The 21,886-nt window shown below is 62.0% G+C and carries 22 protein-coding genes and 1 tRNA gene; 8 read left to right on the plus strand and 15 right to left on the minus strand.

Going from position 1 to position 21,886, the window contains the following annotated elements:
• The first annotated feature begins 18 nt into the window (after window positions 1–18).
• Window positions 19–1,008 carry a Bug family tripartite tricarboxylate transporter substrate binding protein gene (locus SFY93_RS18065; protein WP_320444079.1) on the plus strand — a complete coding sequence of 330 codons (990 nt, stop codon included), beginning with the start codon at window positions 19–21 and terminating at the stop codon, window positions 1,006–1,008.
• Between the two features lie 175 nt (window positions 1,009–1,183).
• On the opposite strand, the gene SFY93_RS18070 is transcribed toward SFY93_RS18065, so the two are convergent.
• The 3 genes from SFY93_RS18070 to SFY93_RS18080 all read right to left on the minus strand — a co-directional run bounded on the left by SFY93_RS18070 (window position 1,184) and on the right by SFY93_RS18080 (window position 3,845).
• Window positions 1,184–3,091, minus strand: coding sequence for a potassium transporter Kup (locus SFY93_RS18070; RefSeq protein ID WP_320444080.1), 1,908 nt, complete (start codon window positions 3,089–3,091; stop codon window positions 1,184–1,186).
• A gap of 211 nt (window positions 3,092–3,302) precedes the next feature.
• Window positions 3,303–3,560, minus strand: coding sequence for a hypothetical protein (locus SFY93_RS18075; protein ID WP_089264450.1), 258 nt, complete (start codon window positions 3,558–3,560; stop codon window positions 3,303–3,305).
• 12 nt (window positions 3,561–3,572) lie between these two features.
• On the minus strand, window positions 3,573–3,845 hold the full coding sequence (locus tag SFY93_RS18080; RefSeq protein WP_320444081.1) for a hypothetical protein: 273 nt from the start codon (window positions 3,843–3,845) through the stop codon (window positions 3,573–3,575).
• A 40-nt stretch (window positions 3,846–3,885) separates the two neighbouring features.
• Between SFY93_RS18080 and coaD the strand changes: the two genes are divergently transcribed.
• From coaD to tgt, 5 genes are all read left to right on the plus strand, one after another.
• Window positions 3,886–4,383, plus strand: coding sequence for a pantetheine-phosphate adenylyltransferase (gene coaD, locus SFY93_RS18085; protein WP_320444082.1), 498 nt, complete (start codon window positions 3,886–3,888; stop codon window positions 4,381–4,383).
• Between the two features lie 41 nt (window positions 4,384–4,424).
• Window positions 4,425–4,994 (plus strand): peptidylprolyl isomerase, encoded by a 570-nt coding sequence (locus tag SFY93_RS18090; protein WP_320444083.1) that lies wholly within the window; start codon window positions 4,425–4,427, stop codon window positions 4,992–4,994.
• 424 nt (window positions 4,995–5,418) lie between these two features.
• Window positions 5,419–5,886 carry a peptidylprolyl isomerase gene (locus SFY93_RS18095; RefSeq protein ID WP_089264447.1) on the plus strand — a complete coding sequence of 156 codons (468 nt, stop codon included), beginning with the start codon at window positions 5,419–5,421 and terminating at the stop codon, window positions 5,884–5,886.
• Window positions 5,887–6,038: 152 nt separating this feature from the next.
• Window positions 6,039–7,121 (plus strand): tRNA preQ1(34) S-adenosylmethionine ribosyltransferase-isomerase QueA, encoded by a 1,083-nt coding sequence (gene queA, locus SFY93_RS18100; RefSeq protein ID WP_320444084.1) that lies wholly within the window; start codon window positions 6,039–6,041, stop codon window positions 7,119–7,121.
• The gene (gene tgt / locus SFY93_RS18105; RefSeq protein WP_320444085.1) at window positions 7,118–8,251 is read left to right on the plus strand and encodes a tRNA guanosine(34) transglycosylase Tgt; all 1,134 of its coding nucleotides are present in this window, start codon (window positions 7,118–7,120) and stop codon (window positions 8,249–8,251) included. Before queA ends, tgt begins: the two co-directional genes overlap by 4 nt.
• A gap of 51 nt (window positions 8,252–8,302) precedes the next feature.
• Here tgt and lpxD read toward each other — a convergent pair whose 3' ends face one another.
• Window positions 8,303–9,349, minus strand: coding sequence for a UDP-3-O-(3-hydroxymyristoyl)glucosamine N-acyltransferase (gene lpxD, locus SFY93_RS18110; protein ID WP_315841958.1), 1,047 nt, complete (start codon window positions 9,347–9,349; stop codon window positions 8,303–8,305).
• A gap of 447 nt (window positions 9,350–9,796) precedes the next feature.
• Entirely contained in the window at window positions 9,797–10,012 is a 216-nt protein-coding gene (locus tag SFY93_RS18115) for a helix-hairpin-helix domain-containing protein (protein WP_320444086.1), read from the minus strand.
• 344 nt (window positions 10,013–10,356) lie between these two features.
• On the opposite strand from SFY93_RS18115, the gene SFY93_RS18120 reads away from it, so the two are divergent.
• The gene (locus tag SFY93_RS18120) at window positions 10,357–10,596 is read left to right on the plus strand and encodes a BrnA antitoxin family protein (RefSeq protein ID WP_068730761.1); all 240 of its coding nucleotides are present in this window, start codon (window positions 10,357–10,359) and stop codon (window positions 10,594–10,596) included.
• 39 nt (window positions 10,597–10,635) lie between these two features.
• On the opposite strand, the gene SFY93_RS18125 is transcribed toward SFY93_RS18120, so the two are convergent.
• The 9 genes from SFY93_RS18125 to SFY93_RS18165 form a co-directional block, all read right to left on the minus strand.
• A protein-coding gene (locus tag SFY93_RS18125; RefSeq protein WP_320444087.1) for an IS5 family transposase occupies window positions 10,636–11,393 on the minus strand; the annotation gives its coding sequence in 2 pieces (ribosomal slippage) (window positions 10,636–11,051 and window positions 11,051–11,393; 759 coding nt in all).
• Window positions 11,394–11,469: 76 nt separating this feature from the next.
• Window positions 11,470–12,900, minus strand: a complete 1,431-nt coding sequence (locus SFY93_RS18130) for a caspase family protein (RefSeq protein ID WP_414716930.1) — start codon at window positions 12,898–12,900, stop codon at window positions 11,470–11,472.
• Between the two features lie 130 nt (window positions 12,901–13,030).
• On the minus strand, window positions 13,031–13,909 hold the full coding sequence (locus SFY93_RS18135) for a DMT family transporter (RefSeq protein ID WP_320444088.1): 879 nt from the start codon (window positions 13,907–13,909) through the stop codon (window positions 13,031–13,033).
• Between the two features lie 223 nt (window positions 13,910–14,132).
• The gene (locus tag SFY93_RS18140; RefSeq protein ID WP_320444089.1) at window positions 14,133–14,630 is read right to left on the minus strand and encodes a hypothetical protein; all 498 of its coding nucleotides are present in this window, start codon (window positions 14,628–14,630) and stop codon (window positions 14,133–14,135) included.
• Between the two features lie 22 nt (window positions 14,631–14,652).
• Window positions 14,653–15,012, minus strand: a complete 360-nt coding sequence (locus SFY93_RS18145) for a hypothetical protein (RefSeq protein ID WP_320444090.1) — start codon at window positions 15,010–15,012, stop codon at window positions 14,653–14,655.
• 190 nt (window positions 15,013–15,202) lie between these two features.
• Window positions 15,203–15,790, minus strand: a complete 588-nt coding sequence (locus tag SFY93_RS18150; protein ID WP_089264406.1) for a formyltransferase family protein — start codon at window positions 15,788–15,790, stop codon at window positions 15,203–15,205.
• 73 nt (window positions 15,791–15,863) lie between these two features.
• Window positions 15,864–15,938: transfer RNA gene (locus SFY93_RS18155), tRNA-Lys, on the minus strand.
• Between the two features lie 191 nt (window positions 15,939–16,129).
• Window positions 16,130–18,799, minus strand: coding sequence for a glycosyltransferase (locus SFY93_RS18160; RefSeq protein ID WP_320444091.1), 2,670 nt, complete (start codon window positions 18,797–18,799; stop codon window positions 16,130–16,132).
• Window positions 18,800–18,999: 200 nt separating this feature from the next.
• The gene (locus tag SFY93_RS18165; RefSeq protein ID WP_184516392.1) at window positions 19,000–19,578 is read right to left on the minus strand and encodes a beta-1-3, beta-1-6-glucan biosynthesis protein; all 579 of its coding nucleotides are present in this window, start codon (window positions 19,576–19,578) and stop codon (window positions 19,000–19,002) included.
• A gap of 220 nt (window positions 19,579–19,798) precedes the next feature.
• Here SFY93_RS18165 and SFY93_RS18170 point away from each other — a divergent pair, with 220 nt between their 5' ends.
• Window positions 19,799–21,448 carry a glycoside hydrolase family 17 protein gene (locus SFY93_RS18170; protein ID WP_414717151.1) on the plus strand — a complete coding sequence of 550 codons (1,650 nt, stop codon included), beginning with the start codon at window positions 19,799–19,801 and terminating at the stop codon, window positions 21,446–21,448.
• Here SFY93_RS18170 and SFY93_RS18175 read toward each other — a convergent pair.
• Window positions 21,408–21,788 carry a hypothetical protein gene (locus SFY93_RS18175; RefSeq protein ID WP_120289840.1) on the minus strand — a complete coding sequence of 127 codons (381 nt, stop codon included), beginning with the start codon at window positions 21,786–21,788 and terminating at the stop codon, window positions 21,408–21,410. The two genes, SFY93_RS18170 and SFY93_RS18175, sit on opposite strands and share 41 nt — an antisense overlap.
• Window positions 21,789–21,886 lie beyond the last annotated feature (98 nt).

The following is a 21,886-nucleotide window of genomic DNA, read 5'->3' on the forward strand; positions in this document are numbered from 1 at the left end:
TCACATGGAGCGGACCAGATGACTTTGAAATTGATGCGCCCGGCCATCGTCGCAGCCGCAATGCTGACCATGCTGAATGCGGCGCAGGCCGAGACGTCGTTTCCGTCCCGGCCGATCACGTTAGTCGTCCCGTTCGCTGCTGGCGGTCCGAATGACGTGATGAGCCGGATCGTGTCCGAACACATGTCGCGCAAGCTCGGCCAGCCGATCATTGTCGAGAATGTCCCCGGCGCTGGCGGCACGACCGGCTCGACGCGCGTCGCGAAAAGCGCTCCCGATGGTTACACGCTGGTCAGCGGCCACGTCGGCACGCATGCGGCGTCGGTCGCGCTGTATCCGAATCTTCGTTACGATCCGCTGACTGATTTCGCGCCGATTGGCCTGGTCGCGGAAACGCCGATCCTCGTCGTCGCCCGCCGCGATCTCGTTGCCGACAACATGGCGTCGTTCGTCGCGGCCGCCAAGGCGCGCGGCCCTGATCTCACGCTGGCCCATGCGGGTGTCGGTTCGATCAGCCATATCAGTTGCCTGCTGCTCACCGCCGTGATCGGGTTCAAGCCGGTGGAGGTGCCCTATCGCGGCTCGGCACTGGCGATGACTGACCTGATCGCGGGACGCAGTGACTTCAGCTGCGCTTTGCTCGGCGACGTGCTTCCCTTCCTCGGGGACAACAATCTGCGTTTTCTGACCGTCTCGGCGCCCGCACGCGTTCCGCAATTGCCGGATACGCCAACGGCGAAAGAGGTCGCGCTTCCGCAGTTCGTCGCGTCGAGCTGGTTCGCATTCTACCTGCCGAAAGGCGTGCCCGACGCCGTTCGCGACCGGTTCACCGATGCGCTTCGCGTCGCGCTCGACGACGATAGCGTGCGGAAAAGGCTCGAACTGGCAGGGTTGATTCTGCCGCCGCCGGAACAGCGTGGCCCGGAGCCGCTCAAGCGCCGGATGATCGAAGAGATTGCGCGCTGGCAGGACATCGTCAAAACCGCGAAGGTTCAACTGGATCAGTAGGTGAGGTCGATATCTGCCCCACCTTGGTATCCGTGAAGGATCGAGCCAATCGAGTAGTTGCCTCAGTCACTGATCCGCTGTTGCTTGATGTTAGCGGGTGGCATCCTCGATAGTGCTGAAGGCCGAGAACGGCAATGGTGCGCAGGGACCGGCCGAGGCTTAAGTCGCGCGCGGCTTAAATCTCGATTTCGGTGCCGAACTCGACGACCTGTCTGGTCGGCACGTCGAAGAAAGCCGCGGAGCGTTCGGCGTTACGCTGCAGGAACGCGAATACGGTTTCGCGCCACACCGCCATGCCGGCGACCTTGTCGCTGGGGATGATGGTCTCGCGGCCGATATAATAGGTGATATCGGCGAGGTCGATGCCGGGTAATTTGCCCTGTTCGCAAGCCAGACTCAGTCCGTCGGAAATCGTCGGATATTGCATGAAGCCGTAATGCAAAATGACGCGCGTGATCCCTTCGATCACTTCGATGATCTCGGCGCGATCGGCATCCGGGACGCGCGGCACTTCGGAGATCTGCACGGTCACCAGAATGACGCGCTGATGCAGAACGTGGTTGTGCTTAACGAATTGCGTCAGCGCCAGCGGCACGCCGTTCGGCGTGGATGCCAGGAACGCCGCGGTGCCATTGAGCCGCGCATGGCAGCGACTGACGGCTGTCTCGATCAGGTCTTCTTCAGGCTGACGCAGTTTGGCCCGGGCGCTTTCGACGAGTTTGACGCCGCTGCGCCATGTCAGCATCAGGAACGCCACAGCGGCCGCCAAGAATAGCGGAAACCAGCCGCCTTCGAACAGCTTCGTGGAATTGGCGGCGAAGAAGATGCAATCGATGATGAAGAAGAAGCCGTTCACCGTCACGACGAGAAGCGGCGGATAGCCCCATTGCAGAGCGACCAATGCCGCGAGCAGCGTGGTGATCGCCATCAGCAGCGATACGGCGATGCCATAGGCGCCTGCCAGCGCGTCCGACGTGCCGAAGCTGAGCACGGCGGCCAGCGTCGCCGCCGCCAGCAGCCAGTTCACCAGCGGCACATAGATCTGGCCCATGGCGTGGCTGGTAGTGTGCCGGATCTGCATCCGCGGCAGGAAGCCGAGCTGGATCGATTGCTGCGTCAGCGAGAACACACCGGAAATGATAGCCTGCGAGGCGATCACCGTCGCGACGGTCGCAAAGGCCACCAGCGGGTAGTGCAGCCAGTCCGGCGCCAGTTGATAGAACGGGTTGTTGATGGCGGTAGGGTCGGCGATCAGCAGTCCCGCCTGGCCGAAATAGTTCAGCACCAGCGCCGGCAGGGCGATGGCAAACCAGGCGAGCCGGATCGGCATCCGGCCGAAATGGCCCATATCGGCATACATCGCTTCGCCGCCGGTCACGGCTAGGAAGGCGGCGCCGAGAATGGCAAAGCTGATGTGGAAGTCCTGGTGGATCAGGAATTCGAAGGCATAGAGCGGACTGACGGCAGCGAGCACGCCGGGCGATTGCACGATGCCATGGATGCCGAGCAGCGCGAGCACGGCAAACCAGCCCAGCATCACTGGCCCGAAGATGCCGCCGATGAAACCGGTGCCCTTGCTCTGCATCAGAAACAGCCCGATCAGAATGATGACGGTGAGCGGCACCACGGCTGGCGCCAGCGACGGTGCATCGACCTTGAGGCCTTCAATGGCTGATAGGACCGAGATCGCCGGCGTGATGGCGCCATCGCCATAGAGCAGGGCGGCGCCGACGAGGCCGACGATCAGCAAATGTATGCGCCAAGTGCCCGGCTCTGCGTTGCGCGCGTGGAGCAGTGCCAACAGCGCGACGATGCCGCCTTCGCCGCGATTGTCGGCGCGCAGAATCAGAAGCGCGTATTTCAGGGAGATAATGAGGATCAACGCCCAGAGGATCAGCGACACCACGCCGAGCGTTGCTTCGGACGTGAGAGGCCCGCCATGGGCGGCTGCCTTCACGGCTTCCTTGAGTGCATAAAGGGGGCTGGTGCCGATATCACCATAGACGACGCCGAGCGCGCCGATCGTTGCCGTGAGAGGAAGTCCGCCAGAGTGGCCTGGCGATGCGGCTGGGATGGCGGTCACTGGCAGCCCTCACGGGACTCGCGCTTTCACGATCGCGCTTGACCAGCAGTCTGCGACGTTGCGTCGCGAATTGCTATGAAATTAGTTGAAGTAGCTGTCGCGAGAATTTCATTGAACTATGCATCGCGCGCGGTGGGGGAGTGTAGTTCGATTGCCCGAATTAAGTATCAATACACCCCGGCTCTGACCGGGGTGCGGTATCCTTTGCCGCTTAGCGACGCTCGGTGGTCACGAGGCGGACTTCGCGGACAGTGATCGTCTTGCTGGCTGCGTTACGCAGACAGGAGGCCTCGAAGTTCGGCCAGGCCTGCTCGGAGCAGTTGCGACCTACCGTGTGGATGTCCAGGCGGTCGGCCTTGGCGAGGGCCACCGGCACCGACGCCTCGACCTTCGGAGCGAAGCCCGGCAGAACGGTGAGGGCGGCCGCGATGAAAGCTGCGACGGCAACTGCTGAGAGAGTCTTGATCATGACGGTCCCCTGTCATTCGGGCCGTTTTGGCCCGGTTTGTTTGTCGCTTCCTGTGCTTGCCTGATTAATCAGACCCGGTTTCAGGAAGTTGTCGTGTCCGGGCAAAGTGGTTTCATCCGGCCCGGTTTGTGTTTCGTCCGTACGCGCATGACGACACATGAGGCTCGAAAGTCCAATGTTTTCAATATCGTTGCTGCGTACCCAGTAGACGCCCTGACCGGCCTCCCGGTTCGAACCCGGAGCAAAAATAAACACCGGCCATTCGACCCCGGTGGGCGGAACCAAGTTGGCTTGCGGCTCGAACGGGGGCGGGGTAGGAGGGGGAATGCCCCGTATCGCGCTTTATCCCGGTTCATTCGATCCCGTCACCAATGGCCATCTCGATGTGGTCCGCCATGCCGTTGGCCTGTGCGACAAGCTCATCGTCGCTATCGGCGTCCACCCTGGCAAGAAGCCGCTGTTCTCGACGGACGAGCGGCTGGAGATGGTGAAGCAGGTGTTCGGACCGCTGGCCTCAGCCGCCGGCTGCGAATTCGACTGCACGACCTATGACAATCTCACCACCACGCTGGCGCAACAGGTTGGTGCGAGCATCATGATCCGCGGGCTGCGCGACGGCACCGATCTCGATTATGAGATGCAGATCGTTGGCATGAACGAGACCATGGCGCCGGATGTGCAGACGGTATTTCTTCCGGCCTCGGTGAGTGTCCGCCCGATCACCGCCACACTGGTCCGGCAAATCGCCGCCATGGGCGGCGATGTTTCGGCTTTCGTCCCGGACGCGGTTGCCAAGAGCCTCAAGTCCAAATTCGCCGCTTAATCAAACGCCGGCTGACCGGCTTTCTCTGATCCGGAGTTTCCATGATCCGCATAGTCGCACTTGCTGCCGCGCTGATATTCGCGGCTCCCGCTTTCGCGCAGGCTCCGGCAGCCCTTCCGGCTGGCCTCGACAAGGCCAATTCGGTCGTGATCGACACGACCAAGGGCCGGATCATCATCAAGCTGCGCACCGATATCGCCCCGCAGCACGCCGAGCGCATCAAGCTGCTCGCCCGCGAAGGCTACTACAACAACGTACCGTTCCACCGCGTGATGGACGGCTTCATGGCGCAGACCGGCGACGGCAAGAACTTCAACGGTACCGGCGGATCGAAGTATCCGAACCTGAAGGCCGAATTCTCGCAGGTGCCGTACAAGCGCGGCGTCGTCGGCATGGCGCGAGCCGGCGATCCGGATTCAGCCAATTCGCAGTTCTTCATCATGTTCGCTGAAGGCTCATCCCTGAACGGCAAATACACCGTGGTTGGCGACGTCGTCGCCGGCATGGACGTGGTGGACAAGCTCAAGAAGGCGCCTCCCGGCTCGGCCAGTGGTGCCGTGACCGACCCTGACAAGATGGTCAAGGTTCAGGTCGCTTCCGACATCAAGTGAGCATCATGATGCCGCGATGCAGGGTCATTGCTCTGCTCGCGGCATTATTACTGTCTGGCGTCCTTCAGGCGCATCCGGCATCGGCTCAGTCTGAAGCCGTGAGCACGCTGGAGGGCATGTTCGGAAGGCTGAAAGCTTGCTGGCATCCGCCCGCCTTGCCGCGAGGTCATCCGGGCATGGAGATCACGGTACTGTTCAGCTTCAAGCGATCCGGTGAACTTCTCGGAAGGCCGCGAATTACCTTCGAGACGCCGGATGCCTCCGAGGCCGACAGCGTTGCTTACCGAACGGCTGTGATGGAGACATTGCAACATTGCACGCCGATGCCATTTACCGGGGGCCTGGGCGACGCGGTCGCTGGACGCCCCTTCCGAGTGCGGTTTGACGACCGCCGAAACCAACCCAAACCAGTAGAGAGACGAGCATGGCTGTTACCGAGAATACTTTGATCCTTGAAACCACCCAGGGTCCCGTCACCATCGAGATGCGCCCGGATCTGGCACCGGGCCATGTCGCCCGTATCAAGGAGCTCGTGCGCGAAGGCTTCTACGACGGTATCGTCTTCCACCGTGTCATCGACGGCTTCATGGCGCAGACCGGCTGCCCGCAGGGCACCGGCACCGGCGGTTCGGGCAAGAAGCTCAAGGCCGAATTCAATAACGAGCCGCATGTGCGCGGCACGCTGTCGATGGCCCGCGCGGCCAGCCCGGATTCCGGCGACAGCCAGTTCTTCATCTGCTTCGACGACGCGTCGTTCCTCAACAAGCAGTACACTGTCTGGGGCAAGGTCACCGAAGGCATGGAGAACGTCGACAAGATCAAGCGCGGCGAGCCGGTGCAGAACCCGGACAAGATCGTCAAGGCGCATATGGCTGCCGACGCGGCTGCCTAAGTTAAGCTCCTCCCTCACGTTCGTCATGCCCGGGCAGCGCGAAGCGAACTTCGCTAGTTGTCCCGGGCATCCACGTTTTATAGGCATCAACACCAAGGCGTGGATGGCCGGGATAAGCCCGGCCATGACGGAGTGGGAATAACTACAAACCCATGCGTACCGATATCTTCGATTTTGAACTTCCGGCCGAGAACATCGCGCTGCGGCCTGCCAGCCCGCGCGACGCCGCGCGGCTACTTGTCGTTCAGCCGGGTATCGGCGTGCAGGATCATGTCGTATCGGATCTGCCGACCTGGCTGAAGCCCGGCGATCAGCTGGTCGTCAACGACACCAGGGTTATCTCGGCGCAACTCACGGGCCGCCGCATTGGCCGCGAGACCGAACCGAAGATCGATGCGACGCTGATCAAGCGCCTCGACGGTTCGCGCTGGCAGGCGCTGGTGCGCCCCGCAAAGAAGCTGACCGAAGGCGACACGGTGCGCTTCGGCCATGAAGGCCGCGTCTGCCTGCTTGGACATCTCGACGCCCAGGTCGAGCACAAGGGCGACGCCGGCGAGATCATCTTCTCTTTCTCGTTTCACGGCCCGGCGCTGGATCAGGCGATTGCCGAACTCGGCGCGCCGCCGCTGCCGCCTTACATCGCCGGAAAACGCGCTCCGGACGAGCGTGACACGGCCGATTATCAAACCATGTTCGCCGCCAATGACGGCGCCGTCGCCGCACCGACGGCGGGACTGCATTTCACGCCGGCACTGGAAGCCGCTCTGAAGGCGCGCGGCGTCGGCCTGCATCGCATCACGCTGCATGTCGGAGCAGGGACGTTCCTGCCGGTGAAGGTCGACGACACCGCAGAGCACAAGATGCATTCCGAGTGGGGTACGATCTCGCGCGCCACGGCGGATGCATTGAACACAGCGCATGCGGCTGGCGGACGCGTCGTCGCTGTCGGTACGACCTCGATGCGCCTGCTGGAAAGCGCGACGTCCGAGGACGGCGTTATTCATCCGTTCGCCGACGAGACTGCGATCTTCATCACGCCCGGCTATCGCTTCCGCGCGGTCGATATCATGCTCACCAATTTCCACCTGCCGCGTTCGACGCTGTTCATGCTGGTCTCTGCCTTTGCCGGCATGGATACGATGAAGCAAGCCTATGCCCATGCTATCGCAACCGGCTATCGTTTCTATTCATACGGCGACGCCAGTCTGCTGTTTCGGGACACAAGCAATCAATGACCGTCGCCAATCATTTCGAACTGCTGCGCACGGACGGCACGGCACGCAGGGGCCTGCTGACAACGCCGCATGGCGTGGTGCGCACACCTGCCTTCATGCCGGTCGGTACCCTCGGTGCGATGAAGAGCTTGCACTGGCGCGACGTGCGCGATGCCGGCGCCGATATCGTGCTGGGCAATACCTACCACCTGATGCTGCGTCCCGGCGCCGAACGCGTCGCGTCGTTCGGCGGTCTGCAGAAATTCACCACCTGGAACGGGCCGATGCTGACCGATTCCGGCGGCTTCCAGGTGATGTCCCTGGCGCAGCTCCGCAAGGTGACTGAGCAGGGCGTCACGTTCCGTTCGCATATCGATGGCGCGAAGTTCGAGTTGACGCCGGAACGGGCCATTGAGATCCAGCGGCTGCTGAATTCGGACATCGCGATGCAGCTCGACGAATGCGTGCGGCTGCCCGCCGAACACGCCGACATCGACCGCGCCATGCAGCTGTCGCTGCGCTGGGCCGAACGCTGCAAGCGCGCCTTCGAGACGGCGCCTGACGGTTACATGCTGTTCGGCATCGCGCAGGGGGGCGATGTGCCGGAACTGCGCCGCGCCAGCGCACAGGGGCTGATCGATATCGGCTTTCATGGGTACGCGATCGGCGGCCTCGCCGTCGGCGAGCCGCAGGCCGTGATGCTGGCGATGATCGAGGAGGTGGTTCCGATCCTCCCCTTGGATCGGCCGCGCTATCTGATGGGCGTTGGCACGCCCGACGATATGCTGGAAGCGGTGGCGCGCGGCGTCGACATGTTCGACTGCGTGATGCCGACCCGTAACGGCCGCCACGGCATGGCCTTCACACGCTACGGCCAGATCAATATGCGCAATGCGCGGCATCAGGACGATCCACGTCCGCTGGATGAAGAGAGCACCTGGCCGGCCGCGCGAGACTATTCGCGCGCCTATCTGCATCACCTCGTGCGCTCCGGCGAAACGCTGGGCGCGATGCTGCTGTCGGAAATCAACATCGCCTATTACCAGAGCCTGATGCAGGGCATCCGCGCAGCCATCGAGGCCGGAACGTTCGAAGAGTTTCGGGCGCGCACGCGCGAGGGCTGGGCACGCGGCGACATTCCGCCGCGGTAACCGCTCGTCGCGTGTGGAGAAAACACTAACCTGTCCATCACCCTGTCAGGTTCATCGATCGTTTGTCTCGCGGTAACCGGCCGCAAGCATTTCCATGGCCTTGTATTGCCGGAAAAACCTGCGGCTGGGCCGGGCTGGAAATCCTGCCCACCGCTCTCCCGCAGGCACGTCGCGCGTGACGCCGCTTGCACCGGCTATCTGTGCGCCGTCGCCGATCGTCAGATGAGGAGCAATTCCAGTCTGGCCGCCTATTGCAACAAAACTCCCGAGAGTTGCGGACCCGGCAATTCCGACTTGCGCGGCGATGAGGCAGTGCCTGCCAATCGTCACGTTGTGGGCGACTTGTACGAGGTTATCGAGCTTCGTGCCTTCGCCGATAAACGTGTTACGGGTCGACCCGCGATCGATGGTCGTGTTTGCGCCTATTTCGACGCAGTCCTCAATAATGACGCCTCCGACCTGGAGAATTTTGATATGTCCGCCTTTGTCGGGCACGAATCCGAAGCCGTCCTGCCCGATCGATACGCCTGGATGGACAATGACGTGATTGCCGACAGTTGCGTGCGCAATGATAGCGCCGGCGCCAACCGAGCTATGGCTCCCGATGGTGACGTCCGGGCCGATCACGACGTTTGACCCGATATAAGTGCGTTCACCGATCCTGGCCCGGGGACCGATTACTGCGCCGGGATCGATGGTAGCCCCGGCATCGATGATGGCCGAAGCATGAATCGTGGCGTTTGGAGAAATGCCGTCGGTCTCGAAAAGTGACCCCGGGATAGCTGCCCCTGGATAGAGCAAGGCGAGGATTCGCGAGTAAATCAAATACGGCTGAGGTGTCACAAAAGAGTAGGTCTCCTTTGGAACGGATGCGCTGAAGCGCGGGGAGACGAGACAAGCGCCTGCATTCGTCTGCCTCAAAGCCTCGAGATACTTGTGATTGTCCATATAGCTAAGCTCGCCGCGACGCGCTGTCTCTAGCGCTGCTCCAGCCGAAATGAGGAAATCTTTTGTAACAAAAAGTAAGCCCGCGATGCCCGCGACCTCACTTGCAGTGATCGTGCGCTTAGGCACGAAGAAGGGAATTTGACCGGTCATGACCGACTCCAGTGCGGGTATCCCCTCGACCCGAGAGACGGCTTCTCCGCTGTAGACCCGACAGCTGGTTAGCACGGCTTGGGAACATCAGAAATGGCGAAGGTGTGACTGCGGCGTGGTCGTTACTTGGTGCACGCGTGACGGTGCAAATCGTTTGCGCAGATTGCTGACCTTGACGCGTGCCGATGCCGCGCCGACGCGGACGCCGGTCGAGACGATATGCTGAGCCTCCGCGCGAGCGGCTGCTTTTGTTTGGAGCGTCAATGACGCATGGGCGATACTGGCAGCGTTCGCCTTACTGGGCGTATTGGTTGTGCCATTTGCGTGGAAGGCAGTCCTCGAAGGGCAAGCAGAGGCACGGTGAATGTGATAGTCACAATCGGCGTCTCCCTCGGATCGCGGAGCAATCCAAGATCAGTTCACGCCGGTCCGCGCGAACAGTGCTAGCTAGTTGCAGACCGTCCGGCGAAAGGCGTGCTGGGTTACGAAACCATAGCCGCAGGTATCGCAGGTCCAGAGATAGCTGACGACGTCGTCGGTAAGAAAGGCCGACGCCTCGGCAGCAATCATCGAGTCCGCACAAACCGGGCAGGTCGGAAGATCGCTGCCACGCGGCGCGGGATGGGACGTTTTGGTCGTACGGACTTCAGCTGATGCTGACATCGTGACCTCCTTCGTCGTCTCATCGGACATGACACGATCCTAATCCGATTTGTTTGACCGTGTCGCAACACAAATGCGTTGCTTTGAAGTTTTTTAAGTCAGCGCATGTTTGCGCCGCAGCGCGGTCACCTTTGTGCGATGCCACGTGCGTCACGAGGAATGCGCCTGTTACGATGAATGACATTTGTAAAATTTGCCGACATTGCCGGTCGTGCAGCAGAGGCGAGTAGCTGTCACATCGTGCCCTTGTGCGGACGCATCTTCTTCGACACCGTGGAAGCGATTGTGCAGCCGCTCAGCGGGCGCTATCTCTCGATGGCAATGTTGGAAGGAATCTGACCGAGATGGCACAGCCCCCGCGACGCCCGCGCACGCTCCAGGATGCCCGCACCGAGGCGGAGGCGGCGTTCAAGAAGACCACCACCAAACCGGTCGAGGCACCGGTCGCCAAGGCAGCCGTTCCCGGTGTGCGCGAACTGGTGTCGCTGCGGATCGATCAGGACGTGCTGGAATATTTTCAGCAGGACGGGCCGGGCTGGCAGGACCGCATGAACGACGCGCTGCGCAAGGCGGCAGGCAAGTAGGCTGCCGCTTTAGGTAGCGGGCCTAGGGCCGATCGACATTCATTGGTTCCAGATTATTGCTGCGGCGAGGTGGATGAAGCCAGCAAAGTGCGAGGTTCGTCTGTCATAGCGTGTGGCGAAGCGCCGGAAGTGTTTGAGTCGGCAGAAGCAGCGCTCGATCCGATTGCGCTGCTTGTAGACGTTGATGTCGTGCGGAATGATGACCTTGCGGGTTCGGTTGGACGGGATGACCGCTGTTGCCCCCATATCGGCGATGATCGCGCGCAGCGCGTTGCTGTCATAGGCCTTGTCGGCAAGCACGGCTTCGCCGGTCTGGCCCTGGAGCAAGGCAGGCGCCTGGGTGACGTCGCCAGCCTGTCCGGCTGTGATGATGAAGCGGAGCGGGCGACCAAGTGTATCGGCCAGCATATGGATCTTCGTGGTCAGTCCACCTCGGGAACGCCCCAGCGCCTGATCTTTAGCCCCCCTTTTCCGCCCGCAGCCTGCTGGTGAGCGCGAACGATGGTGCTGTCGATCATCAGATACTGATTATCCCGGTCTGCCGTCAGGGCTGTGAACACGCGTTCCCAGACCCCGGCATGGCACCAGCGGCTGAACCGCCGATGTACCGTCTTCCACTTGCCGTACCGTTCCGGCAGGTCGCACCAATGCGCACCCGAGCGCAGAACCCACAAACAGCCGTTCACGAATAGGCGGTTATCAGTCGCTGTGCGTCCTGCGTCGCCAGCCTTGCCCGGCAGCAGCGGAGAAATCTTCACCCACTGCGCCTCATTCAATTCGTAGCGCTTCGCCCCCATCACTTGCTCCGTGCAAATCATGGAGCCCTATGAATCAGCGATTGAACCTCTTGGGAATCCTGAATGTCGATCGGCTCTAGCGGTTGAGGAAGCCGCCAACCACACCGCCGATGAACCGGCCGGGACCGGCGGGATCGATGGCCGGGGCGGGGGCGGGCGCAGCCTGGCGCCGGACCACGGGCGCTTCCTCATAGGTCTGCTGTTGTACCTGGCGGCGCACCGGCTTCGGTGCGGGTGCCGGTTCCTCCTTCAGCGCGACGACCTCGGTGAGCAGTGCGGCATGCTGCACCTTGTTGAGATAGCCCGACGTCGGGTAACCGCGTGCCGCCTGCCAGCGCGTGATCACGCCACGGGTCCCGGCATCGAAGCTGCCGGTCGCCTGGGTGTCGAAGCCAAGGCCATTGAGGCGGCGCTGCACGTCGCGGCGCTTGACCTTGTCGAGGCCGATCTTGTCCTCGGTGAGCTGGTTGGCTTCCTCGGTAAACACGGCCTTGTCGACGCCCGGCGAAGCGGTACGCGGCGCGGTGGCGGCTTCCTGTAGCGCGGCGATACGGGCGAGGGCGAGCGGCTTGAACTGGCCGTTCGGATACATGGAGATGTAGGCGTTCAGTTCCTCCGGCCGGTTGGAGTCCTTGATCGAGCGCCAGAACTCAAGCTCGACATCGGAGCCGGCGGTGGCGGCCGCGGGCATGGTGGCGGTGGGGCTGGCCGCGGCAACGGCGACCTGCGCCTGCACGTCCGGATTGAGATAGACTGCGCCGATCAGATTGGTGTGGCCCCAGGGCAGCTGGCCTTTGTTGGTTTCGTCCTGCACCTGTGCGCGCACTTTCGTCATCGCCTGCTGGATCTCGGCGCCGGGCGTGGTGATGTTGTTGAGCAGCGCGCGGGTAAACGGGCTGTTGCTTCCGCTCTTGCCGTCGAGGGCGGTCTGGCCGGGGCTGGTGGCAAATGCGATCAGCGTGCCTTCGCCGGATTTCATCTCCGCAAGGCCGGACGACACCGCGACGCTGCGCGTGGCAGATCCGCTGGAGCGGATCTTGGCGGCAAACGGATTGTCGCGGCAGGCATCGAGGAATACCAGCTTCACCTTGGCATCGCCCATGGTCTGGTCGAGGGTGGTCTCGACATTGATGGCTGCGCCGAGCTTGACGTCCATCTCCGACTTCAGATTGGCATCGATCGGCAAAAGGTAGTTGATGTTGTTCACCGAGATACCGTGGCCGGCATAGAAGAACACCGCGACATCGGCGCCCTGCGCCTTGCGGCCGAAGTCGAGCAGCTTTTCGGTCATGCCGTCGCGCGTCAGGTTCGATCCTTCGATGACGTCGAAGCCGACATTGCGTAGCGCGCTGGCCATGGCCTTCGCGTCGATCGGCGGGTTCGGCAACGGATCGACATTCTTGTAGCTGCCATTGCCAACGACGAAAGCGACGCGCTTGTCGGCAAGCGCTACATCCGCGCTGAACAGGATGGACAGCGCAGACAGGGCAAAAGCGAAATGGCGCACGATACGATCTCCCCCACGAATCCGGTCATTCGACCCTAGACACATTGGGAAAAGTACCAATTGCGGGCGTGCGCCAAAATGTCGAGACACGCACTCGGAGAATAAAATCGAAAAAGGGGAACCCGGTGCGTCAGGCAGTCGCACGGATAGGCGGTCGATCGGTACTGAGCAGGTTCAGCGTGTTGCCGGCGAGGATCAGCGCCGCGCCCAGTAGCGTGAACATGTCGAGCCGTTCAGAATATAGTAACCATCCGATAGTGGCACTGAGTGGTACACGCAGGAAGTCCATCGGCACGACCACCGTCGCATCGGCGTAGAGCATCGCGCGCGCCAGGCAGAAATGGGAAAACGTCCCGCAGAAGGCGACCACGACAAGCCAGCCCCAGACATAGGCCGATGGCCACTGCCAGGAGTATAGCGCGGGAAAAACGCCGGCCACCGACTGCACCGCAATCATCCAGAAAATGATCTTCAGCGCGCTGTCCGTCCGCGTCAGTGACTTGATCAATGTGATCGAGATGCCGAAGCCGAATGCGGCGGCTAGCGCAATCAGCTGACCGGGATTGACGACGCCTGTGGTCGGGCGAACGATGACGATCACGCCGATCAGGCCGAGCACGATGGCGACGATCTTCCAGAGTGTCATGCGCTCGCCGAGAAAGAACGCCGCCATGATGGCAATCCAGATCGGCATGGTGAACTCGATGGAGACGAGCTGGCTCAGGGGAATGAGCGTGAGTGCGTAGAACCAGCCGAGCTGCGAGCCGTAATGCACGAGGTTGCGCGACACATGCGCCAGCGGCCGCGTGGTCTTCATGGCGCGAAAGCCGCCGTTGAAATACAGGATCGGCAGCAGCATGACGAAGCCGAAGACGGATCGGATCTCCATCACCTGGAAGACATTGAGTTCGCGCAGCGTCTCGCGACCGCCGATGGCGACGAACAGCATCAGAAGCAGCCAGCCGGACATCCACAGCGCGGCGCGGGCCTTCGACGGGGGGCGATCCATAATCCCTGAGAACCAGTTTCTTGCGCTGCAATGATTCACGCAGCGGTGTAGCTTTACGGACAGGCTCTATCGGCGACATCGCCGGGCTTTGCAACGGACGAATCCGGTGGGGCTGCGTTGCGGGCGGGTGGTCCCGGACGCTCTCAGGCAGAGGATATACAGGCAAAACAAAACCCCGGCTGTTTGAAACAACCGGGGTTCGAATTCCAAACATGCGGAACGATCAGCTGCGGCTGAGCGAAATGCTGGCGCCCCTGAACTGGCCCTCGGAGGTGATCGAGACCTGCTGCTTGTTGCTGGTCGTCGTCAGGATCAGCTTCGCGCTGAAGGCTGGCGAGGAAACGTCAACATTGAACTTGCCGGCGGTTGCCCGGCCCTCAAGCGACCCTGTCACGCCGCGGGTCGTCTCAGCCCAGCTGCCAGACAGCTCGCCGCCTCTGGCCTTCACGTCGCTCTTCAGCTCGAACTTGTAGCTGTCGCTGGCGCAGAGCAGGGACTGGTTCAGTCCCGCGCCGTCGCCGCTCACGGCATAGGTCGCCTTGCAGCGAATGCGCTCCTTGGAGCCGTCCTCGAGCGAGATCGTCCCGTTACCCGACCATACTCCGGCCATACCGGCGAACGGCGCTGACTGGGCATATGCCGACGCAGACGTCAGACCGAGCGTGGCGCAGAGCACCGCCGTCCGAACGAGCGAACGCGGAGAGGTCGAGGTAGGCATCATGAGGAGCATTCCTGGTTGGGGATTACTGACGCGAAGCTTCCCACCGACCGCTGCAGGGGACGCCGCCCGAGGCGCCGTTCCACTTGCCCGATCCGGTGTTGCCGGACAACTGGCCGTTGGCGAAAGCAGGTCCGATCGATACGCGTACGGTGCCTTCGCGGCCAACCTTGCCGTTAACGTCGGCGCCGGGCGCAGTGATGCGGCCTTCGGTGACGGTCAACGGATAGCGAGCCGTCGGCTCGCAGCTGCCGGTCTTGGTAACGATGGTCACATTCCAGAGCCCGTCATAGGCATTGTCGGCTGCGAACGAAGGAGCCGAAATCAACGCTGCGCTGGCAATCAGCGAAACGGACAAGACGGAACGGATGCGGTCAAAACGCATTGAATCAAATCCTCGATGTTGTGATGGCCACCTTATTGGGGGGTAATGTGTCCAAAATTTGCTGCGTTGCCGCATAGACCCAAAACAACTCACGGGATGCAAGCCGCGACGGGCAAATTGGTTCCCTTTATTGACAGATTTGGTTGATTCGGGCGGGTTCCGGCGCCTTTTTAACCAGTTTTGGAGGCTTCTAGGCCAGTTTTGGCGCATTGGTCGCGAATTGCTCGTCCTGGTAGGTTGCAGGCAAACGCTTGTGGACAGTCGCGAAGTCCACGACCTCGCCGAGCAGCTTGAGGCCCAGCGGCGCCAACGCGCGCTCCCAAAGTTCGCGAGCGGTTTCGCCTTTTTTCACGAAGCACCATTCCTGCGCGGCGATGGCGCCACCGTCCATGACATCGGCAAGGTGATAGATGGTGCCGCCGGCGATCGGATCGCCTTCCTTGATGGTCCATTCCACGGCAGCGATGCCACGGTGACGGGGTAACAGTGACGGATGGTAGCCAATGCCGCCAAGGCTGGCTGCGGCGAGCGCATCCTTGCCGATGCGGGCGTGGCTGTGCGCCGTGATGATCAGCTCGGTGCCCTCGGCGATCTCGGAGGCCACGACGAGCTTCGGATTGGCCTGGACTGTCACCGGGATGCCTGCAGCCTTGGCGGCTGCGGCGAGACGGTCCTCGGCATCTGCAACCACCACGGACGCGATCTCGACGTTGTGGGTCTTCAGCATATCGAGGGTCGTGACGCCGAAGTGTTTGGAGCCGACGAGGGTAATCCGCATGTTCGATTGTCCGGTGTTCAGAGGCTGAGGATGGTGTGAAAACCGGAAGTTCCGGCGTGGCTCATCGCGGTGATGGTGGGCGGGGAGGGGATCGAACCCTCGACCAGTCGATTAAAAGTCGAATGCTCTACCACTGAGCTACCCGCCCTAAAGTGCCGTATTGACGAAGCTAAACGGAGGAAACCGACCCTTGCGGGGCGCGGTGAGGCCGATCAGCCACGGCCGCGATGGCGCCCGCAATGCAGCGTATCGCGTGACCGGCTGTGTAAAAGGCGGGTCCGCCGGGGTCAAGGGCAGGGCTTGATGTTATGGACATGAACCGCGCCCCATTGGCGCGGTTCAGCTTGCTTCGCGCTGGGCCTCGGGACGGGACACGTCGATCGGCGGCATCGCCACCGGGCGAAGGCCGATCAGCTCGGCCGTGCGAACCGTCGTGTTGCGCCACCACTGGAAGTCATTGGCGCGCGAATTCTCCAGAATGGCAATCATCACTGCTGACAAGAACGGCAGGCTCTGCAGCACCAGCACGCCAGCGAAGATGTAGATCTCGGTGACCTGCTTGGAGCTGTTCGAGAACACCAGCACGCCGCAGCTGATCAGCAGAAGCACACCGATCACGGCTTCCCAGAAGGCCTGGAATTCGATCGACATGGTCGACTTGCCACCCTTGGAGGTCACGGTGAAGGGCAGGTGATCCTTGATCAGGCCATCGGCGACGGCGCGCGACACCGTCCACTGCACCGACATGGCGGCGATCATCGCGCCCAGCATCTGCCACAGGCCAATCTTCACGCGCAGCCTGTACAGGACGATGAAGTGCGCCAGCGAGATCACGAAGGAGGCGATGATCGGCAGCGTCAGGATCTTGTCGGGGATGGCGATATCGGCGAAGGCGATGATCGGCACCCAGATGATGTTGAGGATCGCCACCACGACGCCAAGGCTCTCGGCGCCGAGCCAGTTCAGCCAGCCCATGCCGAACTCGCGCTTCTGGTCCTGGGTCATGCGGCTCGCGCCGGGCATGAAGCGGCGCCAGTGCTTCTTGATGATCTGGAAGCCGCCATAGGCCCAGCGATGACGCTGTTTCTTGAACGCCTCATAGGTGTCCGGCAGCACGCCGTATCCGTAACGCTCCTTCGTGTAATGCGTCAGCCAGCCATGCTGCATGATGGCGAGGCCGAGATCCGAGTCCTCGCAGATGGTGTCGCCAGCCCAGCCGCCGGCCATGTCCATCGCGGAGCGACGAATGAGACACATGGTGCCATGGACGATAATCGCATTGGCCTCGTTGCGCTGGACCATGCCGATATCGAAGAACCCGGCATATTCGCCGTTCATGATGTAGTGCATCAGCGAACGGTCGCCATCGCGGTGGTCCTGCGGCGCCTGCACGAGGCCGACGCGCGGATCGTTGAAGGCCGGGACGAGATCCTTCAGCCAGTTCGGCTCCACCACATAGTCGGCGTCGATGATGCCGATCACCTCGGCATCCGCCGCGGTGCGGTCCATGGCGATGCGCAGGGCGCCGGCCTTGAAGCCTTCGACCTTCTCCGCGTTGATGAAGATGAACCGCTCGCCGAGCATGCGGCAATGATCCTGGATCGGCTGCCAATAGGCCGGATCAGGCGTGTTGTTGATGATCACCACGCATTCGAAATTCGGATAGTCGAGCCGGGCGACCGCGTCCAACGTCAGCTTCAGCATGTCCGGCTGTTCGCGATAGGCCGGAATGTGGATCGACACCTTCGGGTATTTCTGCTCGGCGTCTGCAGCGGCACGCAGCTTTTCGCTGCGTTCGGCTGTCAGCAGCCGCAATGGCTTCCGGCCGAAAGCGATCGCTGCAATCTCGTCGATGCGCGCCAACGCGATGAGGAGCAGCGGGATCAGCAGGATGCAGCCGAGTGTGAGGGCGAAGGCCGATCCCCAGACAAAATAGTGGGTCTGCTGATAGGCGAAGATAGTTGCCGCCCAGGCGCCAACGGCATTGGCCGCCGTCGAAAGCATGAGCGCCTGCAGCGCCGTTGCGCCAACGATCTGCAGGATCGGCAGCGACAGCAGAATGCCAACCAGAAGTGCGATGCTTGCGTTCTTCCAGTGGTCCGGATTCACGATCGGGCCGGTCCAGGGGAATTTCGGTTCCCGCGACGCGTTGAGAACGCCCCAATAGGGACCGACGCCGCCCTCGAAGAACTTCCATGGCTGATCGATGGCTTCGACGATGTTGTAGTCCATGCCGATCGCTTCAGCGCGGGTCACGAAGTTGCGGAGCACCACGGCCTGCCTGAACGGGCCGGGAACGGCATTGCGCAGATTGTAGCCTTCGCTCGGCCAGCCGAATTCGGCGATCACGATGCGCTTGCCGGGAAAGGTCTCGCGCAGCACGCCGTAGAGGTGGACAGCCTGGTCGACCGCCTGCGTATCGGTGAAGTTTTCCCAATAGGGCAGGATGTGTGCCGCGATGAAGTCCACCGACGAGGCGAGCTGCGGATTGTCGCGCCAGATGTTCCAGATTTCACCGGTCGTGACGGGAACCGTGACCTGGCGCTTTACCCGGCGGATATATTCGACGAGGTCCTCGAGCTTGAGTTCATCGCGATACAGCGTTTCGTTGCCGACGACGATGCCAATGACATTCGGGTTCTTCTTCGCAAGCTCAACGGCGGAGGCAATTTCACGCTCGTTGCGATCCGCGTTCTTGTCGATCCAGGCGCCGACGGTGACCTTGAGGCCGAACTCGTTGGCGATGGCGGGTACCATTTCGACGCCGCCGGTCGACGAGTAGAGACGGATCGCGCGCGTGATCGTCGACAGTTTCTTGAGGTCGGCGCGAATCTTCTCGACGGTCGGAATATTGTCGACGTCGGGATGCGCCGTGCCCTCGAACGGGGCGTAGGAAAGGCTAGGAATCATGCCCTTGAAATCGGGAGCTTCCTGCTTCTCGCGCAGAATGCCCCAGAGTCCGGCGTGAACAGCAGTTACAAAAAACAAGACGGCGACGACAGCGCGCATCGCAACTGAACCATAACGGGGCGAGCGTGGCCGGGAAGCGGACCCGTCCCCGAGGTCCGACCAGTACAGCGGTAACGGAGATTATATCCGCCACACGAATTAACAACTCATACGCTGCCGTGGCCTTTTGAGGGCGGCACCATTATTCAAATGCGATTAGGCGCCGCCAGCTGAATGCCGCCTGAACAGAGCGCGCCACATTACTTCGGCGCTTCAGCAGGCGGTTTGGCGTCCGGCTGCGGAGTGGCCGCCGGCGCTGCTGCGCCGCCACCGGCAGGCGCAGGCGCTGCGGGCTGGCTCAGCGCGGCAGGCTGCGGCTGCGCATTCGGATTGATCCAGCAGCCATGGACGCGGCTGTTGAGACTGTCAGCAATTTTCGGATCGATTAGCGGTCCGAATTTGACCAGACAGCGGAATGTCGCCTGCACATGACCGCCGGGGCAGCCGAATCGGTCGTAGAGATCGAGGTGACGGAACGCGGTGTCGAGATCGTCGCGCCACATCAGCACCACGACGCGGCGGCCAAGCCAGACGCATTCGGGATTGCCGGCAGGACCATTGATCGCCTGGGTCGCCTCGACAAATTCGTCAGACTTCTTCTGGCTCTCACGGGCAACGTCGGCAGGCGTCACGGGCGCATTTGCCGCAGGCTTCTGATCCTGTGCGCGAACTGGGCCGCTCTGGGCCAACGCGCAGCCAACACCCAGCAGCAGAGCAAGGCCTGGAACGGCGAGACAACGCAGAACCGCAGATTGGAACCCGAACACCAGTCGACGCATAAAGTCCCCGATAAGTTGGCTGCCAGGCAGTTCTGACGCCCTCGCCAGATGCCGTTCAAATGGGCCCCCAATACGGCGGCGACCACGGCTGAATCCCATGACGGACATTTTTGATTTTGTCCAGCAACGCCGGAAGTTTGTCTGATTTTCGTGGCGGGTCGGGCCGACAAGTCCGTGATTGCCGGCATGATGCACTTGGCAGATTGCCGGTGACCGGCTAATCGACGGACGACTTTGGAGGACGGAACCAATTTCCACCCGCACGCCGCTGGCGCTTCTCATCCTTTCCCTTGGTACGATCGCAGCGGTTTGGTGGTGGCTGGCCACGCCGGTCACGCTGGTGCGCGCGCCGATCGATCCCGCCGCCAAACTGGAATGCGTCTCCTATGCGCCGTTCCGTGGTGAGCAGACGCCGTTGAACTCGACCGCCGTTATTCCGGCGAGCCAGATTGCCGAGGACATGGCGCAACTGGCCGGGATCACCAAATGCGTGCGGACCTATTCCATCGATAACGGCCTCGACCAGGTGCCGGAACTGGCCGGCAAGGTCGGACTGAAGGTCATTCAGGGCGTCTGGCTCGGGAGCAACCGGCTCAAGAACCTGGCGCAGATCGCCGGCGTCGTGGACCTCACCAAGCGCTTTCCGAATGTGATCACCAGCGTGGTCGTCGGCAACGAGGTGCTGTTGCGCGGCGAGATGACGGCTGCGGATCTCGTCGGCAATATCCGCTCGGTGAAGGCGCAGGTCGGCAAGATCCCCGTGACCTATGCCGATGTCTGGGAGTTCTGGCTGAAGAATCGCGAGATATATGACGCGGTCGATTTCGTCACGATCCACATCCTGCCCTATTGGGAGGACTTCCCGATTCGCGCGAAAAGCGCGGCCGCCCATGTGGACTCGATCCGCAAGCGTCTCGCCGTGGCGTTCCCATCCAAGGAAATCCTGATCGGCGAAACAGGTTGGCCGAGCGCCGGTCGGATGCGTGATGGCGCGTTGCCGTCGCGCACCAACCAGGCACGGGTCGTGTCCGAAATCCTCGATCTGGCCAAGCGCGAGGGATTCCGTGTCAATCTGATCGAAGCCTATGACCAGCCGTGGAAGCGCGACCTTGAAGGTACCGTCGGCGGCTATTGGGGCCTGATCTACGATGAGCCGCGCGAATTGAAGTATCCACCGGGCGTTCCGATTACCAATTATCCGTCGTGGAAGCTGCAGATGGGGCTCGGCATGGGCCTGAGCTTCCTGGTTTTCGTGACCGGCATGTTGACGCTTCGTCGACGGCCATGGTCGCCGCGTCTGTCGGCCTGGCTGACCGTTGCCGTATCGGCCACGGTGGCCGGCATCCTGCTGGGCGTTGCTGCAGACAAGTTGATCTATGAAAGCTATGGCGTCGGCCGCTGGATCCAGTGGAGCGCGCTGCTGGCCGCCGGTGTCGCGTCGCCGCTGCTGTGCGCCTATGCGACGATGTCCGGCCGCTCGCTGCCGACTTTTCTCCAACTGGTCGGACCGAGCCGGTTCCTGAGCCGCTCGGTGTCGACGGTGCTGCTCGGACTGACCCTGGCTGTGGCGGCGCTGATCGGCGCCGAGACCGCACTCGGTTTCGTGTTCGATCCGCGTTACCGCGACTTTCCGTTCGCGGCGCTGACCATGGCGGTGGTGCCGTTCGCCGGACTGATGGCCGTCAACCGTCCGCAGGAAGGCGTGCGGCCGATCGCCGAGTCGGTGTTTGCCGGAGTGCTCGTGCTGTCGGCCCTATATATCGGCTTCAACGAAGGGCCGGATAACTGGCAGTCGCTGTGGACCTGCGCGATCTATCTGCTGTTCGGCATCACGCTGTGGCGGGCGCGGGGCGTGCAAAGCCCAGGATGAGCAGGCCGATCGCGATGCCCGACAGGGCAACGTTATAGAGCACGATCCCGAAACCGGCTGCGATCAGTGCGACAGTGATGAGCACGATCGATGGCCGCAGCAGATTCAGCGTCGCAATGACGACCGCGGCGATGCCGAACACCGAATTCTTGAACAGATAGGTCATCACCAGCCGGCTCTTGCACAGGGTGCTCTGCAGGCCGGCGTCGCAGGCGAGCGCCGTCGTCGACAATTCGATGGCCAGATAACGCAGATAGATGGCGTAGCCGACGGACAGGAAGCCGACGATGAGAAGCCATTGCACCTGACGGGCGGTGAGCTTGAACGGATCTTTTTTCATGCGGAAACCATGGTTCAAAACGCGGTGCGGAACAACCCGGCATGCGGTCGCGGTGAGAGATCGGACCTAGATAACACTTTAGCCGCGCACGCCAAGAG

Source organism: Tardiphaga sp. 42S5 (assembly GCF_034044155.1).
Classification (GTDB): Bacteria; Pseudomonadota; Alphaproteobacteria; order Rhizobiales; family Xanthobacteraceae; genus Tardiphaga; species Tardiphaga robiniae.

Bases quoted from the DNA above. Each gene is read 5' to 3' on its own strand.
- SFY93_RS18065 (WP_320444079.1), top strand. From the start codon at position 19: ATGACTTTGAAATTGATGCGCCCGGCCATCGTCGCAGCCGCAATGCTG.
- SFY93_RS18075 (WP_089264450.1), bottom strand. From the start codon at position 3,560: ATGATCAAGACTCTCTCAGCAGTTGCCGTCGCAGCTTTCATCGCGGCC.
- coaD (WP_320444082.1), top strand. From the start codon at position 3,886: ATGCCCCGTATCGCGCTTTATCCCGGTTCATTCGATCCCGTCACCAAT.
- SFY93_RS18090 (WP_320444083.1), top strand. From the start codon at position 4,425: ATGATCCGCATAGTCGCACTTGCTGCCGCGCTGATATTCGCGGCTCCC.
- SFY93_RS18095 (WP_089264447.1), top strand. From the start codon at position 5,419: ATGGCTGTTACCGAGAATACTTTGATCCTTGAAACCACCCAGGGTCCC.
- queA (WP_320444084.1), top strand. From the start codon at position 6,039: ATGCGTACCGATATCTTCGATTTTGAACTTCCGGCCGAGAACATCGCG.
- tgt (WP_320444085.1), top strand. From the start codon at position 7,118: ATGACCGTCGCCAATCATTTCGAACTGCTGCGCACGGACGGCACGGCA.
- lpxD (WP_315841958.1), bottom strand. From the start codon at position 9,349: ATGACCGGTCAAATTCCCTTCTTCGTGCCTAAGCGCACGATCACTGCA.
- SFY93_RS18115 (WP_320444086.1), bottom strand. From the start codon at position 10,012: ATGTCAGCATCAGCTGAAGTCCGTACGACCAAAACGTCCCATCCCGCG.
- SFY93_RS18120 (WP_068730761.1), top strand. From the start codon at position 10,357: ATGGCACAGCCCCCGCGACGCCCGCGCACGCTCCAGGATGCCCGCACC.
- SFY93_RS18135 (WP_320444088.1), bottom strand. From the start codon at position 13,909: ATGGATCGCCCCCCGTCGAAGGCCCGCGCCGCGCTGTGGATGTCCGGC.
- SFY93_RS18140 (WP_320444089.1), bottom strand. From the start codon at position 14,630: ATGATGCCTACCTCGACCTCTCCGCGTTCGCTCGTTCGGACGGCGGTG.
- SFY93_RS18145 (WP_320444090.1), bottom strand. From the start codon at position 15,012: ATGCGTTTTGACCGCATCCGTTCCGTCTTGTCCGTTTCGCTGATTGCC.
- SFY93_RS18150 (WP_089264406.1), bottom strand. From the start codon at position 15,790: ATGCGGATTACCCTCGTCGGCTCCAAACACTTCGGCGTCACGACCCTC.
- SFY93_RS18160 (WP_320444091.1), bottom strand. From the start codon at position 18,799: ATGCGCGCTGTCGTCGCCGTCTTGTTTTTTGTAACTGCTGTTCACGCC.
- SFY93_RS18165 (WP_184516392.1), bottom strand. From the start codon at position 19,578: ATGCGTCGACTGGTGTTCGGGTTCCAATCTGCGGTTCTGCGTTGTCTC.
- SFY93_RS18175 (WP_120289840.1), bottom strand. From the start codon at position 21,788: ATGAAAAAAGATCCGTTCAAGCTCACCGCCCGTCAGGTGCAATGGCTT.